Annotated in this window: 11 protein-coding genes; 7 read left to right on the top strand and 4 right to left on the bottom strand. The window is 73.9% G+C overall.

The features are described 5' to 3' along the window. Positions 1-2: 2 nt before the first annotated feature. From iolD to iolC, 4 genes are read right to left on the bottom strand one after another with little or no spacing between them, the layout of a single operon-like run. Positions 3-1,859, bottom strand: a complete 1,857-nt coding sequence (gene iolD / locus IE290_RS02095) for a 3D-(3,5/4)-trihydroxycyclohexane-1,2-dione acylhydrolase (decyclizing) (protein WP_191242771.1) — start codon at positions 1,857-1,859, stop codon at positions 3-5. Then, entirely contained in the window at positions 1,856-2,683 is an 828-nt protein-coding gene (gene iolB / locus IE290_RS02090) for a 5-deoxy-glucuronate isomerase (RefSeq protein WP_191242770.1), read from the bottom strand. The genes iolD and iolB overlap by 4 nt, the downstream gene beginning before the upstream one ends. After that, positions 2,680-3,549 carry a Cgl0159 family (beta/alpha)8-fold protein gene (locus IE290_RS02085; protein ID WP_191242769.1) on the bottom strand — a complete coding sequence of 290 codons (870 nt, stop codon included), beginning with the start codon at positions 3,547-3,549 and terminating at the stop codon, positions 2,680-2,682. Before IE290_RS02085 ends, iolB begins: the two co-directional genes overlap by 4 nt. Beyond that, entirely contained in the window at positions 3,542-4,489 is a 948-nt protein-coding gene (gene iolC, locus IE290_RS02080; RefSeq protein ID WP_268246295.1) for a 5-dehydro-2-deoxygluconokinase, read from the bottom strand. Before iolC ends, IE290_RS02085 begins: the two co-directional genes overlap by 8 nt. A gap of 117 nt (positions 4,490-4,606) precedes the next feature. Here iolC and IE290_RS02075 point away from each other — a divergent pair, with 117 nt between their 5' ends. The 7 genes from IE290_RS02075 (at position 4,607) to IE290_RS02045 (ending at position 18,147) form a co-directional block, all read left to right on the top strand. Then, a complete protein-coding gene (locus IE290_RS02075; RefSeq protein ID WP_229874055.1) occupies positions 4,607-5,647 on the top strand; it encodes a LacI family DNA-binding transcriptional regulator in 1,041 nt (346 codons plus the stop codon). Positions 5,648-5,753: 106 nt separating this feature from the next. After that, complete coding sequence (locus IE290_RS02070; protein ID WP_229874053.1) at positions 5,754-7,025, top strand: SWIM zinc finger family protein; 1,272 nt, start codon at positions 5,754-5,756, stop codon at positions 7,023-7,025. Then, complete coding sequence (locus IE290_RS02065) at positions 7,022-8,431, top strand: DUF5691 domain-containing protein (protein WP_191242768.1); 1,410 nt, start codon at positions 7,022-7,024, stop codon at positions 8,429-8,431. The genes IE290_RS02070 and IE290_RS02065 overlap by 4 nt, the downstream gene beginning before the upstream one ends. Next, a complete protein-coding gene (locus IE290_RS02060) occupies positions 8,428-9,507 on the top strand; it encodes an ATP-binding protein (protein WP_191242767.1) in 1,080 nt (359 codons plus the stop codon). Before IE290_RS02065 ends, IE290_RS02060 begins: the two co-directional genes overlap by 4 nt. Beyond that, complete coding sequence (locus IE290_RS02055; RefSeq protein WP_191242766.1) at positions 9,504-11,690, top strand: DUF5682 family protein; 2,187 nt, start codon at positions 9,504-9,506, stop codon at positions 11,688-11,690. Before IE290_RS02060 ends, IE290_RS02055 begins: the two co-directional genes overlap by 4 nt. Continuing rightward, positions 11,687-12,838 (top strand): VWA domain-containing protein, encoded by a 1,152-nt coding sequence (locus tag IE290_RS02050; RefSeq protein ID WP_191242765.1) that lies wholly within the window; start codon positions 11,687-11,689, stop codon positions 12,836-12,838. The genes IE290_RS02055 and IE290_RS02050 overlap by 4 nt, the downstream gene beginning before the upstream one ends. A 65-nt stretch (positions 12,839-12,903) precedes the next feature. After that, positions 12,904-18,147, top strand: a complete 5,244-nt coding sequence (locus IE290_RS02045; RefSeq protein WP_191242764.1) for an NACHT domain-containing protein — start codon at positions 12,904-12,906, stop codon at positions 18,145-18,147. Positions 18,148-18,152 lie beyond the last annotated feature (5 nt).

The raw sequence follows: 18,152 nt of genomic DNA, 5'->3' as shown, positions 1-18,152 counted from the left end.
CCTCACAGGTAGTGGCGCTGTGCTCGTTTGGTGGCGGAGTAGGTTTCGTAGGCCTTGCGGGTGGACTCGAGTTCGGAAACCTCGCTGACCGGCACGTCCCACCACGCCGATCCGGGCGGGTTGGGGCCGTACAGGTCGGTTTCCACGTGCACGACGGTGGTCGTGGTGTTCGCCTTGGCCCGCGCGATCGCGGTCCGGAATTCGTCCACTGTGGAGGCGCGGAGGACGGTGGCGCCGAGGCTGGCGGCGTTGGCGGCCAGGTCGACCGGCAGCACACCACCTTCCAGCAGGCCGGTGTCGTCGCTGCGGTAGCGGTACTGCGTGCCGAACCGCTGCGACCCCAGGGTTTCCGACAGCGAGCCGATCGAGGCGAAGCCGTGGTTCTGCACCAGGACGATGATCACCTTCAGGCCCTCGGCGACCATGGTGACGATCTCCTGGGCCATCATCAGGTAGGAGCCGTCGCCGACCAGGACGACGACCTCCCGGTCCGGTGCGGCCATCTTCGTGCCGACCCCGGCCGCGACCTCGTAGCCCATACAGGAGAAGGCGTATTCGACGTTATACGCTTTCGGGTCGCGGGCCCGCCACAGCATCTGCAGGTCGCCGGGTATCGATCCGGCGGCGTTGATCACCACGTCCCGGTCGTCCAAGGCGGCGTTGAGAGCGCCGAGGATCTCGGTCTGGGCGGGCAGCGGCTGGTGCCCGACGGTGAAGCAGGCGTCGGCCTTGCGGTTCCAGTCGTCGGCCAGCATCCGGGCGCGGGACCGGTAGGCGTCGTCCACCTGCCAGTCACCCAGGGCCTCGTGCAGGCCGGTGATGCCGAGCTTGGCGTCGGCGAGCAGCATCTCGGCGGAATGCTTGGCGGCGTCGAGCCGGGCCACGTTCAGGTTGACGAACCGCACCTCGGGATTGCCGAACACGGTGTGGCTGGCGGTGGTGAAGTCGGAGTAGCGGGTGCCGATGCCGAGCACCACATCCGCCTCCGCCGCCAGCGCGTTGGCCGCGGTGGTTCCGGTGGAGCCGATCCCGCCGACCGCGCAGGGGTGGTCCCACGGGACGGCGCCCTTGCCGGCGTGCGTATCCGCCACCGGGATGCCCGTGGCCTCGGCGAACGCGCGCAACTCGGCCTCGGCTTCGGAGTACACCACTCCCCCGCCGGCCACGATCAACGGTGCCTTCGCACCACGCAGCGACTCGGCGGTGCGGGCCAGGGCATCGGGTTCGGGCACCGGGCGGCCGACGTGCCAGACGCGGCGGCGGAAGAACTCCGCCGGCCAGTCGAACGCCTCGGCCTGCACATCCTGGGGCAGGCACAGCGTCACCGCACCGGTCTCGACCGGGTCGGTGAGCACCCGCATCGCCGCCAGCGCCGCCGGGATGAGCTGCTCGGGGCGGGTGACGCGGTCGAAGTACTTCGACACCGGCCGGAACGCGTCGTTGACCGTCACGTCGCCGCCGCGAGTGTCCTCCAGCTGCTGCAACGCCGGGTCCGGGTAACGGGTGGCGAACATGTCCGACGGCAACAGCAGCACGGGCAGCCGGTTCGTGGTGGCCAGGGCCGCGCCGGTGATCATGTTCGTCGAACCCGGGCCGGTCGACGCCGTGCAGGCGAAGGTCTGCAGCCGGTTGCGCATCTTGGCGAACGCGGCCGCCGCGTGCACCTGACCCTGCTCGTTGCGGGCCAGGTAGTAGGGCATCTCCTCGGCGTACTGCAGCAACGCCTGCCCGATCCCGGCCACGTTGCCGTGCCCGAAGATGCCCCACGTGCCGGGGATCAGGCGCTGTTCGACGCCGTCGCGCTCGGAATACTGGTTCGCCAGGAACTTGACCAGCGCCTGGGCCGTGGTCAGTCTCATTTCGCACTCCGGAAGGGCAGCCGCGGGTCGGTCTCGTGGGACTCCCAGGTCTGGCGCACCCAGCCGTGGGCGGGGTCGTCGCAGATCAGCCAGGCCCGCTCCGGGCCCGGACCGGCCATCACGTTCAGGTAGTAGAGGTCGTAACCGGGCGCGGCCATCGACGGCCCGTGCCAGCCGTGCGGGATCAGCACCACATCGCCCGACCGCACCTCGGCCAGCACGTCGGAGGACCCGTACACCCGCTGGTAGCCCATGCCGCCGCCGGCGACCTCGAAGTAGTAGATCTCCTCCAGCACGCTCTCGCCTTCGCGGGCCTCGTCGTGCTTGTGCGGCGGGTAGGACGACCAGTTCCCGCCCGGCGTGAGCACCTCGCACACCAGCAACTGGTCGGCGTCGAAGGTGTGCGGCAGGCAGTAGTTGTTGACCTGGCGGGAGCAGTTGCCCGCACCCCGCAGCTCCACCGGGGTCGCGCGCGCCGGCTGGTACCGCGCCGGGAGCTTCTTCTCCGTCCTCGCCGCGGGCAGCGCGAACCGGCCGGTGCCGGTGATCGTGGCCTCCGCGTCCCGCGGCAGGTAGGCGAAATCGGTGGCCGAATCGAACACCCCGGCGCGGCCGGTGAGTTCGAACTCCTCCCCGTCCACGGTGACCGTGCAACCGCCGGACAGCGGCAACACGAGTGTCTCGGAACCACCGGTGGTGATCGTTTCCGTGCCGTCCAGCTCCAGCACCCGCAGCCCGGAGTAGCCCCAGCCGGCCGACTCCGGTGTCACCACCACGTCGAACGGTCCCTCGGCGGTGCTGCCCGCCTCGCGATACAGGTTCACAGCAGCCCCACCGCCGTGTCCACTGCCTTGGCGACGTCGCCGTCGTGCGGGTAGAGCAGTGACCGCCCCACCACCAGCCCCTGCACCGTGGGCAACGCCAGTGCCCGCTGCCACGAGGCGAACGCCGCGTCCGGGTCCTTGACCTCGCCGCCCAGCAGCACGGCGGGCAGCGTCGACGAGGCCATCACCCGCTCCATGTCCGCCACCACTGGCAGCTTCAGCCAGGTGTAGGCCGAGGTCCGGCCCAGCCCGGAGGCGATGGTGATGGACTTGATGACGGCCTCCGGGGAGAGGTCGTTGCGCAGCTTGCCGTCCGCCCAGTGCGACAGGAACGGCTCGACCATCGCGATCAGCTTCCGGTCGGCCAGCTCGTTCACCGCCCGCGCCGTGTTCTCCAGGACTCCCGGCGTGGCCGGGTCGGTCAGGCAGATCCGGGTCAGCGTCTTGCCGCCGTCGAAGCGCATCCGGTCGATCGAGGCCGCGTCGTAGCAGGCGAACCGGTCGTCGATCTCGAAGCTCGATCCGGCCAGGCCGGTGCGGTTCATCGACCCGATCACGGTCTTGCCGTCGAGCACACCCAGCAGCAGCAGGTCCTCGAGGATGTCCGCGGTCGCGAGCACCCCCGTCACCCCTGGGCGCTCCAGGGCCAGGCACAGCCGGTCCAGCAGCTCGCCGCGGTCGGCCATCGCCAGCGGATCCCCGCCGACGGCGTTCGCGCCCCGCGCCGGATGGTCCGCGGCGATGATCATCGTCCGGCCCTTGTCGTTGAACGGCGACTTCGCCCGCGCCCGGCGCGCCGCCGCATCGGCGATCGTCTCCGGGTCGTGCACCCGCTTCGCCACGATCCGCCGCACTGTCTCAGACACTCTGTGTTTCTCCCAGCTTGCGCAGTACCTGGTCTTCGGTCGGCATCGCGTCCGAACAGGACAGTTCACCGGCCACGTGCGCCCCCGCGGCGTTGGCGAAACGCATCACCCGCGCGGTGTCCCACCCGGACAACAACCCGTGGCACAGGGCCCCGCCGAACGCGTCCCCCGCGCCCAGGCCGTTGACCACCTCCACCGGAACGGGCGGGACCTCGACCTCCCCGTCGTCGTCCACCGCCAGGACTCCCTTCGGGCCCTGCTTCACCACCGCCAGTGCAACCCCCTTGTCCCGCAACGATTTCGCGGCTTGCCGCGGCTCGCGTGAACCGACCGCGGTGAAGCACTCGTCGAGGTTGCCCACGGCGACGGTGACGTGGTCCAGGGCCTTGCCCACCCACTCGCGGGCCTGGTCGCGGGACTCCCAGAACATCGGCCGGTAGTCCAGATCCAGGATCGTGATCCCCTGGCGGCCACGGGCCTCCAGCGCGGCCAGGGTCGCGGATCGGCTGGGTTCCCGGGACAGCCCGGTGACCGTCACCCAGAAGATCTTCGCGGCCCGGATCGCGTCGAAGTCCAGCTCCTCCGGCGCCAGGTCCAGGTCGGGGGCCTTCGGGAAGCGGTAGAAGTAGAGCGGGAAATCATCCGGCGGGAAGATCTCGCAGAAGGTCACCGGGGTCGGCAGGTGCGCCGAGGTGCCGACGAAGCGGTCGTCCACGCCGTAGCCGGCCAGTGCCCGGTGCAGGAAACGGCCGAACGGATCGGCGCCGGTCTTGGTGACGACCGCCGTCCGGCGCCCGTACCGCGCGGCGGCGACGGCGACGTTGGTCGCGCTACCGCCCAGGTACTTGCCGAACGAGGTGACGTCCTCCAGGCCGATGCCCGTCTGCAGTGGGTAGATGTCCACGCCGATGCGGCCCATGGTGACGACGTCGAAGGTCACCCGGACACCTCCTTGTGTGTGGCCTGCGGGGTCTGTTAGCGCGCTCTATTAGCGCGCTCTAGTACCCGGTACTATGAAGACAGCCGACAGTGGTGTCAAGAGCCGCGGAGGAAGTGGATGAGCGCAGAGGCCGGGCACGAGCCCGGCAAGGCGAGGCGCGGGCGGCGCCCGACGATGGGTGACGTGGCCCAGCGGGTCGGGGTGTCGCGGGCGCTGGTTTCGCTGGTGTTCCGCAACGAGCGCGGGCCGAGCGAGGAGACCCGGCAGCGGGTGTTCGCCGCGGCGCGCGAGCTGGGCTACCGGCCGGACAGCGCCGCGCAGATGCTCGCCCGGAACCGGAGCAAGGTGCTCGGCGTGATGTTCACGATCCGCAACCCCTTCCACGCCGACCTGATCGAGGGCGTGTACCCGGTGGCCGAGGAGCTGGGCTACGACATCCTGCTGTCGGCGACCGCGCCCAGCCGGGCCGAGCAGTCCGCGGTGGAGGCGCTGCTCAGCCACCGGTGCGAGGGCCTGGTGCTGCTCGGCCCGAACCTCGAGCCGGGGTACGTGCAGGATCTGGCGGCGCGCATCCCGACCGCGGTGGTGGGCCGCCGGTTCAGCGGGGCCGCGGTGGACGCGGTGCACGCGGCGGAGGCCCAGGGGGTCCGGCAGATCATCGACTACCTGGTGGAGCTGGGGCACCGATCGATCGCGCACATCGACGGCGGCGACGGCCCCGGGTCGGCCGACCGGCGCCGTGCCTACAAGGCGGCGCTGCGGCGGCACGGGCTGGCCGAGCACATCTCGGTCATCCCGGGCGACCAGACGGAGGAGTCCGGCGCGCGGGCCGCACGGGCCCTGCTGGCCGACCGGGCGTCGATGCCGACCGCGGTGTTCGCCGGCAACGACCGGTGCGCGGTGGGTTTCCTGGACACCGTGTGGCGCGCCGGGCTGGAGGTGCCGGGCGACATCTCGGTGGTGGGTTTCGACGACAGTCCGCTGGCGCAGCTGTCGCACATCGACTTGACGACCGTGGCGCAGGCGCCGGAACGGCAGGCCGAGCTGGCGGTCCGCGCGGTGGTTTCCCGCCTGGACGACCCCGCGCGGGAGCCCGCGCACCTGGTCATCCAGCCCAAGCTGGTGGTCCGCGGCACGACGGGCAGTCCGCGCGCCTGACCCGGGGCTTCACGCGAGCAGCGGTGGCCCGCGCCGGGGCCGGGGCCGAGGAAAGCGGCCCACCCGGTGCCGGGCCGTCGGCGGGGGTGGCGGATAGGCTGGCCGCGTGGGTGCGCGGTGGACGGTGGCTCGGGTGCTGGCGCTGGCCCCGGACGCCGGCGCCGCCCGCGCCGCCCGCGGGCTGGCGAATCCGCGCACGTGGTCGGACCTCGGCAGCACCAGCTCACTCGTCTGGGGCAAGTGCCAGGGCAGTGCCCGCTCCCCCTACCAGGTGACCGTCGACCTCACCGAGCCCTCGTTCCGCTGCACCTGCCCGAGCCGCAAGTTCCCCTGCAAGCACGGCCTGGCGCTGCTGCTCATGTGGGCCGCCGGCGACGGGTCGGTCGCCGAGGACGCCGGCCCGGCCGACTGGGTCGCCCCGGCCGCGCCCCGCAAGGACCCCGCCAAGCCCGACCCGGAAGCGCAGGCCAGGCGGCTCGCCGAGCGGGAGTCGCTCATGTCGGCCGGGATCGACGACTTCGAGCTGTGGCTGCACGACCTCGTCCGCCAGGGCCTGGCCACCGCCCGCCGCCAGCCGCCCGGCTTCTGGGACACCGCCGCCGCCCGCCTGGTCGACGCCCAGCTGCCCGGGCTGGCCGATCGAGTCCGCGCCGCCGGAGCGGAAGTGCACGCCCGCGCCGACTGGGCGCCGCACCTGCTCGGCGAGCTCGGCCGCTGGTACCTCGCGGTGCGGGCGTGGCGGCGCCGGGCCGAGCTGGACGAGGCCGCCCTCGGGGATCTGCGCACGGTGCTGGGCTGGGCCCGCCGCCGCGACGAGATCGGCGATCGCGTCACCGACCGGTGGTGGGTCGTCGGCCTGAGCCAGGAGGAGGACGAGCGCCTGCTGTCCCAGCGCACCTGGCTCTACGGCGAACGCACCGGCGAAACCGTGGTGCTGCTGGACTTCGCCGCCGCGGGCCAGGCGCTCAAGGTCGCGCACGTCCTCGGGTCCGTTGTGGACGGCGAGATCGCCCGCTACCCCGGCGGCTCACCCCGCCGCGCCCTGCTCACCGGCGACGAGCACAAGGTCACCCCCGGCTCCGGCCTCCCGCACGCCACCGACGTCCGCACCGCCCTCGCCCAGGCCGCCGGGTGGCTGGCCGGCAACCCGTGGCTGCGCCGTGTCCCCCTGGCGCTGGCCGGGATGACCGTGGTCCCCGGCGAACCGCCGCTGCTCGTCGACGCCGACGGCACCGCCCTGACCCTGGCCCCGGACACCGACGTGTGGCAGCTGCTCGCCCTCTCCGGCGGCCACCCGGTGCCGGTGTTCGGCGAGTGGATCGACGAGCGCCTGCACCCGCTGAGCGTGCAGGTCGAGGACCGGCTGGTGGCGCTGTGACCGCGTGGGACGATCTGCTCGGCGCGGCGCTGGTCGGCACCGGCCGCCGCCCGTTCGACCTCGCCGCCTCCGGCGTCCCCGGCGCCGGGACGGTCACCGCCGACACCCCCGAAGCCGCCGTCCTGGCCGCGGCGGCGCTGGCCACCGGCTACCGTCGCGCCGGCTGGACCCCGCCCACCTGGCGCGGCACCCCAGCCGAACCCGCCGCGCCCGACGGCCGCCCCGAGTGCACCCCGGCCGCCGCCCAGCTGCTGGAACTGCTGCTCACCCGCGCCATCCGCCTCGAGGTCGGCACCGAACCGCTCACCACCGACTGGCTCACCGCCGCCCGCGACGCCGGACGCCGCCCGCCGCACCGGCTGCTGCCCGACCTGCTCCGGTTCGGCACGACCACCACCACCGTCCGCGGTCTCGTCCGGGAGGTCATCGGCCCGCGCGGCACCTGGCTGGCCGGGCACAACCCGGCGTGGAGCTGGGCGGCGACCGTCCCGCCCAGTGAGGTGGCCGAGCGGTTCGCCACCGGCACCCGCGCCGAGCGGGTGGCGCTGCTGGCCGATCTGCGCGCCACCGAGCCCGCTCGCGCCCGCGAACTGGTCGAGGAAACCTGGGCCGCCGAACCGGCCGCCACCCGCGCCGCGTTCCTGGACACCCTGCGCACCGGCCTGTCCGCCGACGACGAGCGTCTGCTCGAACGCGCTCTCGACGACCGTGCCGCGACCGTCCGTGCGGCCGCCACCGCCCTGCTCGACCACCTGCCCGCCTCGGCCCGCGCCCGGCGCATGGCCGAGCGCGCCCGGCAGCTGCACCAGGCCGACGGCGCCTTCGACCTGCCCGGTGAACCCGACGCGGCCGCCCGTCGCGACGGCGTGACCGACCACCGTGAACCCGGCCTCGGCCGCGCCGCGTCCCGGCTGATCCAGATCCTCGCCGCCACCCCACTGTCCACCTGGGACACCCGCTGGATCCCCGCGGCGGACCACGACGTCCTGCTCGGCTGGACCAAGGCCGCGCTGCGCCAGCACGACCGGGAGTGGCTCGCCGCGCTCGCCCGCCACCAGCCCACCCCGGAGATGATCGCCGCGCTCACCCCGGACACCGCCGCGGAAATCCTGAGCGGCCACCGCAAACTCGACGCCCGCTTCGGTGCGCTGCTCGCCGCCGCGCCCGGGCCGTGGCCGGCGGCGTTCTCCACCGAGATCGTCGGGCGGCTGCGCACCGGCAAGGCCGAGGCCGTCCTGCGGCTGGCCGCCCGCGCGATGGCCGAGCACCTGCACCCCGCCGCGCTCGCCGCCGTCGAGAACTGGCTGCTGGCGCTGGGCACCGACCACAAGCCCGTCGCGCGTGCCCTGCGCGGCATCGCCCACGCGCTGACCATCCGAGCGACCATCCTGCAGGAGTTCACATGACGGATGTGCTGAGAGCACACGCCGAGCAGCAGCACGCCGACGAGCTGGCCGCGCTCGCGGCCGCCGACGACCGGCCCCGGCCGCCGAACTGGAAGCTGTCGCCGTGGGCGGTCGCCACCTACGTCCTGGGCGGCGAAGCCCCGGACGGCACCCCGATCACGCCGAAGTACCTCGGGGCGCGGCGGCTGGTCGAGGTCGCGATCGCCACGCTCGCCACCGACCGCGCGCTGCTCCTGCTGGGCGTGCCCGGCACGGCGAAGACGTGGCTGTCCGAGCACCTGGCCGCGGCGATCTCCGGCGACTCGACGCAGCTGGTGCAGGGCACGTCCGGCACCGCGGAGGAGGCGATCCGCTACGGCTGGAACTACGCGCGCCTGCTCGCCGAAGGCCCCTCGCCCAAGGCGCTGGTGGCCAGCCCGGTGCTGCGCGCGATGGAGACCGGCGGTATCGCGCGGATCGAGGAGCTGACCCGCATCCCCTCCGACGTGCAGGACGCGCTGATCACCATCCTCAGCGAGAAGACCCTGCCGATCCCGGAGCTGGACAGCGAGGTGCAGGCGCTGGCCGGCTTCAACGTGATCGCCACGGCCAACGACCGCGACCGCGGTGTGAACGACCTGTCCGCCGCGCTCAAGCGCCGCTTCAACGTGGTGGTGCTGCCGCTGCCGGACGACGCGGAGTCCGAAGTGGAGATCGTCCGCCTGCGGGTCGAGCAGCTGGGCCGGTCGCTGCAGCTGCCGGCCGGGGCGGAGAACATCGACGAGATCCGCCGTGTGGTCACGGTGTTCCGCGAGCTGCGCGACGGGGTCACCACCGACGGCCGCACCAAGATCAAGTCGCCGTCCGGCACGCTGTCCACCGCCGAGGCGATCTCGGTGATGACCAACGGGATCGCCCTGGCCACGCACTTCGGCGACGGCGTGGTGCGGGCCGACGACGTGGCGGCCGGCCTGCACGGCGCGGTGGTCAAGGACCCGGTGCAGGACCGGATCGTGTGGCAGGAGTACCTGGAGACCGTGGTCCGCGAGCGCAAGCCGTGGTCCGACCTCTACCGCGCGTGCCGGGAACTGGTGTGACCGTCCACGTCCTGGGCATCCGCCACCACGGGCCGGGTTCGGCCCGCGCGGTGGCCGACGCCCTGGGCCGCCTCGATCCCGAGGTGGTGCTGATCGAGGGGCCGCCGGAGCTGGACGCGGTCGCCCCGCTCGCCGCCGCGGCGGGCATGCGGCCGCCGGTGGCCGGGCTGGTGTACGCGGCCGACCGGCCCGCGACCGCCGCGTTCTACCCGATGGCGGTGTTCTCCCCGGAGTGGGTGGCGCTGCGGTGGGCGCTGGAGCACGGCAGGCAGGTGCGGTTCCTCGACCTGCCCGCGAACGTCGCGCTGGTGCTGGAGGACGAAAACGACCCGGAAGCCGAGCCGCCGATCGACCCGATCGCGACCCTGGCCGGGGCCGCCGGCTACGACGATCCGGAGCGCTGGTGGGAGGACGCGGTCGAGCTGCGCTACCACGGGCTGGAGGTGTTCGACGCGCTGCTGGACGCCATGCGCGCGCTGCGCGAAGGGCACGTGCCGGATCTGCGCACGCAACGCCGCGAAGCCGCGATGCGGCGGGTGCTGCGTGCGGTCATCCGCGGCGGCGCCGAAACCGTCGCGGTGGTGTGCGGCGCCTGGCACGCGCCGGTGCTGGTGCCATCGGACTTCCCGTCGCAGGCCGCGGACAACCGGCTGCTCAAGGGACTGCGCACGACGAAGGTCGCCGCGACCTGGGTGCCGTGGACGTCGTCGCGGCTGGCCTTCGCCAGCGGCTACGGCGCCGGGATCTCCTCCCCCGGCTGGTACCACCACCTGTTCACCACCGCCCGGGACGAGGCGGTGGGCCGCTGGCTGGTGCGGGTGGCGCACCTGCTGCGCCGCGAGCAGCACGACGTGTCCCCGGCCGCGGTGATCGAAGCGGTCCGGCTCGCCGACGCGCTCGCCGTGCTGCGCAACCGGCCCCACCCCGGGCTGCCCGAGGTGCTGGAAGCCTGTCAGGCGGTCCTCTGTGGAGGGTCGGAGGTCCCGATGCGGCTGGTCGCCCGCGAGCTGCTGGTCGGCGACATCCTCGGCCGCGTGCCCGCCGAGACGCCGATGGTGCCGCTGGCCAAGGACCTGGAGGCGACGCGGAAACGGTTGCGGCTCAAGCAGAGCGCGGCCGAGCAGCCGCTGGACCTGGACCTGCGCACGCCGACGCACCTGGAACGCAGCAAGCTGCTGCACCGGCTGCTGCTGCTCGGCGTGCGGTGGGGTGAGCCGGCGGAGACCTCGCGCACGAAGGGCACGTTCCGCGAGTCGTGGGTGCTGCAGTGGCACCCGGAGCTGGCGGTGGCGCTGATCGAGGCGAGCGGGCACGGCACCACGATCGAGTCCGCGGCGACGGCCGTCGTGGCGCACCGCACCGCCGAGGCCGACATCGCGGAGCTGAGCGCGCTCGTGGAAGACACGTTGACGGCGGATCTGCCGGAGGCGCTGGCGGGTGTGCTCGCGGCGCTGGACGAGCGCGCGGCGCGCCAGCACGACACCACGCGCCTGATGGCGGCGGTGGAGCCGATGGCACGCGTCCGCCGCTACGGCAACGTGCGCCGCGCCGACACCGAGCTGGTGCAGCGCGTGCTGACCGGGGTGGTCACGCGCATCGCGGTCGGGCTGCCCGCCGCGTGCGCGGGTCTCGACGAAGACGCCGGGCGTGAGGTGCGGCAGCTGCTCGACGGTGTGCAGCGCGGCATCGGGCTGCTCGACCAGCGGGAGCTGCGGGACGTCTGGTACGGCGCGCTGCGGACGGTCGCCGACCGGCTCGGCGTGCCCGGGCTGATCGCCGGCCGCGCGGTGCGGCTGCTGCTGGACGCCGGGCTGCTCGACGTGACCGACGCCGCGGGCCGGTTGTCGCGGCAGCTGTCCCTGGCCGCGGACGCCACACAGGCCGCGGGCTGGCTGGAGGGTTTCCTGTCCGGGGAGGCGGCGTTGCTGGTGCACGAGCCGGAGCTGCTGGAGATCGTCGACCGGTGGGCCACCGGGGTGGGCGAGGACGTGTTCGACCACCTGCTGCCGTTGCTGCGCCGGACGTTCGCCGAGTTCACCGCGACCGAGCGGCGGGAGATCGGGCTGCGGGTGAAGCGCCTCGACCGGGGCGAGGGCGCGTCCGGGGTGCGCGCGGCGGACGAGGACCTGGACCACGAGCGGGCGGCCCTGGTGGTGCCGCGGATCCTGGAGCTGCTGGGATGAGCGACCGGTTGCGGCGGTGGCGGATGATGCTCGGCGGGCAGGACGCCGACGGCACCGGGGTGTCGCTGTCCGGTGTGGACGCCCAGCGGGACGCGACGCTGGAGGCGTTGTACGACAAGGAGAAGGACCGCCGCGGCGGGCTGGGCGGATCGTCCCCGCGGGTGGCGCGGTGGCTGGGCGACATCCGCGGCTACTTCCCCAGCTCGGTGGTGCAGGTCATGCAGCGCGACGCGATGGAGCGGCTGGGGCTGCGGCAGTTGCTGCTGGAGCCGGAGATGCTGGAGTCGGTGCAGCCGGACGTGCACCTGGTGGGCACGCTGTTGTCGCTCAACCGCGCCATCCCCGAGCGGTCGCGAGAAACCGCGCGGGCGGTGGTGCGCCAGGTCGTCGAGGACCTGGAGAAGCGGCTGGCGCAACCAACGCGGCAGGCGGTGAGCGGGGCGCTGCACCGGGCCAACCGCACGAGCCGCCCACGGCACGGTGACATCGACTGGAACCGCACGATCCTGGCGAACCTGAAGCACTACCAGCCCGAGCAGCGCACCGTGGTGCCGGAACGGCTGGTGGGTTTCGGGCGGCGGCTGCCGAGCGTGAGCAGGCAGATCGTGCTGTGCCTGGACCAGAGCGGGTCGATGGCGGCGTCGGTGGTGTACGCGAGCGTCTTCGGGGCGGTGCTGGCGTCGATCCGGTCGCTGCGCACGCAGGTGATCGCGTTCGACACCGCGGTGGCGGATCTGACCGAGTCGGTGTCCGACCCGGTGGAGCTGCTGTTCGGGGTCCAGCTGGGCGGCGGCACGGACATCAACGCGGCGCTGGCGTACTGCCAGACCCGGATCGACGCCCCGCGGGACACGGTGCTGGTGCTGATCAGCGACCTCTTCGAGGGCGGCAACGAAGAGGAAATGCTGCAGCGCGCGCAGGCGCTGAAGGCCGACGGCGTGCAGGTGATCTGCCTGCTGGCCCTGAGCGACGACGGAGCACCGGCGTACGACCACGACAACGCGGCGGCCCTGGCGGCGCTCGGGATCCCGGCGTTCGCCTGCACGCCGGAGGTGTTCCCGGACCTGATGGCAGCGGCGATCCAGCGGCAGGACGTGGCGGCCTGGGCCGCGGCGAACGACATCCCCACCGCCGCGGCCGCGGACTAGCGCGTTCCGTCCCGCCACAACCGATCTTCGTGAGAAGATGCCTTCGCCGCGGCGAAGGAGGGGGCGTGGACGAGCAGCGCATCAGCAACGACCTGAGCGGCACGGTCCACGGCGCGGCTGTCCAGGCCGGATCCATCACCGGTGGCGTGCACTTCCACCTGTCCCCGCCCGGCGCCGCACCGGCGCCCCACCCGGCCGCACCGGCCGGCTGGGGCGAGGCCGCGGCCTTGCCCGCGGACGTCCAGGCCCTGCTCCGGGCACAGGCCCAGGCCGCCCAGGAACTGCCGTACCGGCTGCCCGGCGCGCGGCGCCCGGCGCTGGCCACGCTGTACGTGCGCCAGGAGCTCGGCAGCGGATCGGAGGACGACCAGCCCGAGCCGGAGCGGCCGGCCCCCATCGTGGACGACCGGGGCCGGCTGGTGAACCCGGCGGCCCCGGTGGCCCGGCTCGTGGTGCGCCCGCCGTCGCGCTCGGTGCACGACGTGCTCGCCAGCGACGACCACGTCGTGGTGACCGGCGGCCCCGGCCAGGGCAAGTCGACCCTGTCGCTGCGGCTCGCGGCCGATCTCGCCGGGTGGTGGGCGCCGGGTCAGGAGGGCCACGCGGGCGCGCTCGAGCCGGTCCTGCCGCTCCGGCTGACCGCGCGGGAACTCGCGTCCCGCCTCGACACGCCGTTCCCGCACGCGATCGCGGCGAGCATCCGCGCCGAGTACGGCGCGCTGCTCGCCAAGCCCGTGGACCCCGAACGGCTGGGCGAGCGCGTCGCCGGACGCCGCTGGCTGCTGCTCGTCGACGGGCTGGACGAAGTCGCCGACGCCGTGGAGCGGGACCGCCTGGTAACCGTGCTCGCGGCGTGGGCCTCGACCGCCGAGGCGCCCTACCGGATCGTCCTCACCACGCGGCCGATCGACGGCGCCGCCCTCGCCCCGCTGCAGCGCATCGGCGCGAACCGCTACGAACTCCAGCCCTTCGACGAGAAGGCACTGCGCGATTTCGCGGGCAAGTGGTTCGGCCCTGGCGACGACGCCGACCGGTTCGTCCGGCAGATCCGTGCGGCCCACCTGGACGAGCTCGTCCGCGTGCCCCTGCTCGCGACGATCGCGGCGATCATCTTCGAGCAGCACGGCGACCGTCCGCTGCCCGACAGCCAGTACGAGCTCTACGAGAGCTACCTGAAATACCTCCGCTCGGCCCAGGCGACCAGGCCGGGCCGGTTCGACGAGGTGTGCGGACCGCTGCTGGAGCACCTGGGCCGGGTGCGGCTGGAGGCCGACACCTCGCTGACCGACGCCGCACTCTCCTGGGCCGAGCAGCACGTTCCCGGCTGGACCGCGGACGCCGGGGACGAGCTGATCTCCTCGCTGACCGCGGCCGGCCCGCTAGTCCGCCGCGCCGGCGACCTCCGGTTCCTGCACCACAGCTTCGCCGAGCACCTGGCCGCGACGGCACAGGCCAGGCTGCTCCCGGCGCGGTTCGACCCCGTGCACCCGGACTTCGCCCTCCTGCTGCACGCCGCGAACGGGGACAACCGGGGCCGCCACGCCCGGGCCGTGTTGCTGCACTACACCCGCCTGCACACGACCGAGGCCGATCGCCTCATCGGCTGGCTGCACGCGGGCAGCGCCGACGAGCACCTCCTCGCCGCCCGCCTGCTGGCCTGGCGCGTGCCCGCCGGAGTGGGCGTCGTCGACGATTTCCTGGCGACCGTGCGCGCCTGGGCGCGCACCACACAATCCCCGGGCGGCGAGATCCTGGCGCAGGCCGGCCGCGCCACCCACCACCCCGGGATCGCCGGCTGGTTGTCCGGTCTGATGACCGACGAGGACCTCCCGTGGCCGTCGCGGGTGGAGGCCGCGACCGCGCTGGCCACCCGGCTGCGCGGCGCGGAAGGCGACGCCGCGCGCCGCCGGCTGCGTGCGGTGATCGACGACGAGGCGATCGCCGTGGAGGTCCGGCTCGCGGCGGCCGAGGCGTTGTCGGAGTGCGGCGGCGACGACCGCGCGATCGCCGAGCACGGCCTGGTCTCCGTGCTCGGCGACCCCCGCACGAGCGGCCTGGATCGCCGCAAGGCCGCGGTCGTGCTGTCGGCGTTCGGTTCCGCGGCCCGGGCGCGGGCGGTGCGGGCGCTCGAGTCCGTCCTGGCGGACTCCTGGGCGCCCGATCGCGATCTGGTCGAAGCGGCGACCGGCCTGGTGGAGATCGGGGTGGAGTTCCACGAGCGGTGCGCGGACGTGTTCCGCACCATCCTCGGGCGGCACACCGGGCTCAACACCGACCTGACCGACGCCGCCCAGGCTCTGGCTTCGCTGGGCACACCCCACCTCGACGAAGCGGTGGCGGCGCTGACCGGATGGATCAAGGACCGGCGCAACGACCGGGTCGAGCGGATCTTCGCCGTCGAGGCGCTGGCGGAGCTGGGACCGCAGCACCGCGCGCACGCGGTCACCCTCCTGCAGGCCCTCGGCACCGAGTTCGGCGTGACCCCGGCGGAGCGGCGATTCCTGGCCGACTCGCTGGCCAATCTCGGCTCGCACGAGGAGGCGGTCGCGCACCTGCGCGCGGTTCTCGCCGACCCCACAGCCACCGTGAACCAGCGGTTGTGGGCGGCCCGCAGTCTCGGGGACGCCGCGCCGCGGTACGCCGGGGAAGCCGCTCCGCTGCTCCAGCGCCTGGCCGAACATCCCCTGGCCGCCGGGTTCGAGCGGATGGCGGCGCTCGCGTGGCTGGCCGCGGCCGGGGAACCACACCGGGCGGCCGCGGTGGACGCCCTCCGCGGCACCCTCGCCGACGGGGCGGCCGATCCCCACCTGTGCCTCGAGGCGGCCAAGCAGCTGGCCCGCCTGGGACCGGAGTTCCACCCGGAGATCGTCGAGCACCTGAGCGAGATCGCGCACCGCCGCAGGGACCCGGACCTGCGGTCCGACACCTGGCGGCTGTTGCGACGTCTCGACGGCCCGTCCGGGGACCGGGCCGCCGCGGAGTTGCTCCGCCTGCTAGGCCCGGACGAGGGCTCGACCTGGACGGCGTGGCGGGACTACCCGGCGCCTCAGCTCTCCGACACCGACGACCACGAGGCACTGGCTCGCGCGGCGATCGAGGTGCTCCGGGACCCGATGCGGCGCGGTGACGCCCGGAGGGCCGCGGCCACCACCCTGGTGGACCTGGGCCGCCCGTACCACCGCGACGCACTGGACGGTGTGGTCGCCCTCCTGCGGTCGGGCACCGTGCCGGCCCTGGAACTCCGCTGGCTGGCGCGGAGCCTGACGGGATTGGGGCACGCGCCGCGCGAGGAGGCCGCCGAGGCGTTTCGCGAAGTGCTGCGCGCGCCGGCCGCCACCGCGGCGACCGTGTGCGGTGTGGCCGAGGCTCTGGACAACCTCGGTCACCGTGGCGATCCCGAGGTGATCACGGCGCTGGAGCGCATCGCCTTCGACGAGACGGCGGACGGGGAGTCCCGCGGCGACGCGGCGGTCGCCCTGGCCCGGGCGGCACCGGACCGGATCGACGCGGCCGCCGCCGTGGTCCTGTCGAGCCGGGGCACCTCCGACTACCGCTGGGAACGGCGACTGCGCACCCTCGCCGTGCTCGGCGCCGACCTGGCGCCGGGGCTGCGCGACGTCCTGGCCGGCCGTGCTCCGAAACGCCTCCGGTGCGAGATCGCCGCGGCGCTGCTCGCCGAGCTGGATCCGAGCCGGCGGGAGGAAGCGCTGGCCGAGCTCGAGGCCCAGGCGGCCGACGACTGCCTGGGCTTCTCCGACCGCGTGGACGTGTGGATGCGGATCGCGTCCCTGGCTCCCGACCGGCGGAACGAGGCGGCCGTCTTCCTCCGCCAGGTCCTCGAGGACGAGCAGCAGTCCCACACCGACCGGTGCGAGGCCGCGAAGAACCTGGCCGAGCTCGACGGCTCCCAGGCCGAGCGCTGCCTGGCCGTCCTGTGGCGGCTGGCCGGCGACCCGGAACGCGCCGCGCACGAACACGAGCTCGCCGTGTACTGGTGGGACGCGCTCAGCTCGGGCCAGACCGCTGAACTGCTGCAGGCCAACCTCCTGCGTGCCCGGGACCCCGCGGCCACGGCTTGGTTCCGGGCGCGGCTCGCGCAGCGGTACCGCGGCCGGGAGACCCGGGAGACCCGGCTCGCGCTTCTCGACGACCCGGCGGTCGCTCCCGAGGAGCGGTTCGCCGGTCTCACCGCCTGGGACGATCCGGACCTGATCGCGGACGCGGAGTCGGCGTTGCACGACCTCCTCACCGCTCCGGAGGCTTCGCCCACGGAACGCGTCGAGGCCGCCGCCACGCTGGCCGGCCTCTCGCCCGGGCACCTGCCGCGAGCCGTCGCGGTGCTCGCGGAGTTCACCCAGCAGCGGTTCGGCCGCCTCGCGTGGGACAAACTCGCCGAACTCGGCGCGGACTGGCGGCGTCGTCGCGTCGCGGAGGCACACGCCGTGCTCGCCGACCAGTCCCGGCACTGGCGCGACCACGCCGAGGCCTCCGAGGTGCTGGTGGACCTGGTCTCCGCCGAGGTGGTGGCCGGATACCTGCGCGGCGTGCTCGACGAGGAGGTGGTGGGTGACCTCGACCGCGTCGAGGTCCGCCTCCTCCTGCGCGACCTGGACGGCCTCGACCAGCTGCGCCGGATGCGGGACGACGGGTCGGCACCGGCGGCGATCCGGTGGACCGTCGCGAACCGGCTCGCCAGGTACACCGTCGCCGACCGCTCGGCCGGTGTGCGGACTCTGCACTCCCTCGCCACGGATCCCGCGGGCCGTCCGGCGTTGCGGTGGCGCGCGGCACGCGACCTGATGTCGTCCGGCGACCGCGGTCGTGAGCTGGGAGCGCCCGCGTTGCAGGAAATCGTGAACGACGAGACGTTGCCGCACCTCGTCCGCACCGACGCCGCCCGGGAACTCGCCGGGCACCGGCCCGACCTGCGCGGCGAGATGCTGCGGGTCCTGCACCACCTCCGCCACACCGGCACGCCACTGGCCCGTGTCCGGGTCTGCGAAGCGATCGGGCACTTCGACAGCCTCGACGGCGCGCTCGGGTTGCGCGCCTTGGCGGCGGACCGGACGCTCGGCCCGCGGGTCCGGCTGCGCGCCGCCACGGCGATGGCCCGCCTCCGGGCCGATCGCCGGGAAGAGGCCGCCGTCGTCGCCCGCGAAGTGGCCCACGACGAGGCGGCGCCGCGGCATGTGCGGGTCGAGGCCGCTCGTCTGCTCGCCCGGCTGAGCCGGCTGTGCCGCGGGGAAGCCCGGGACCTGCTCCGCCGGCTGACCCACGTGGCCGGGAACACCCCCGCCCCCTTTGCATGATCATG

The sequence above is a fragment of the Amycolatopsis deserti genome (genome assembly GCF_014653945.1).
GTDB classification, from domain to species: Bacteria; Actinomycetota; Actinomycetes; order Mycobacteriales; family Pseudonocardiaceae; genus Amycolatopsis_E; species Amycolatopsis_E deserti.
The sequence above is the reverse complement of the archived record's forward strand: the minus strand, read 5'-3'. Positions and strand labels throughout refer to the sequence as shown.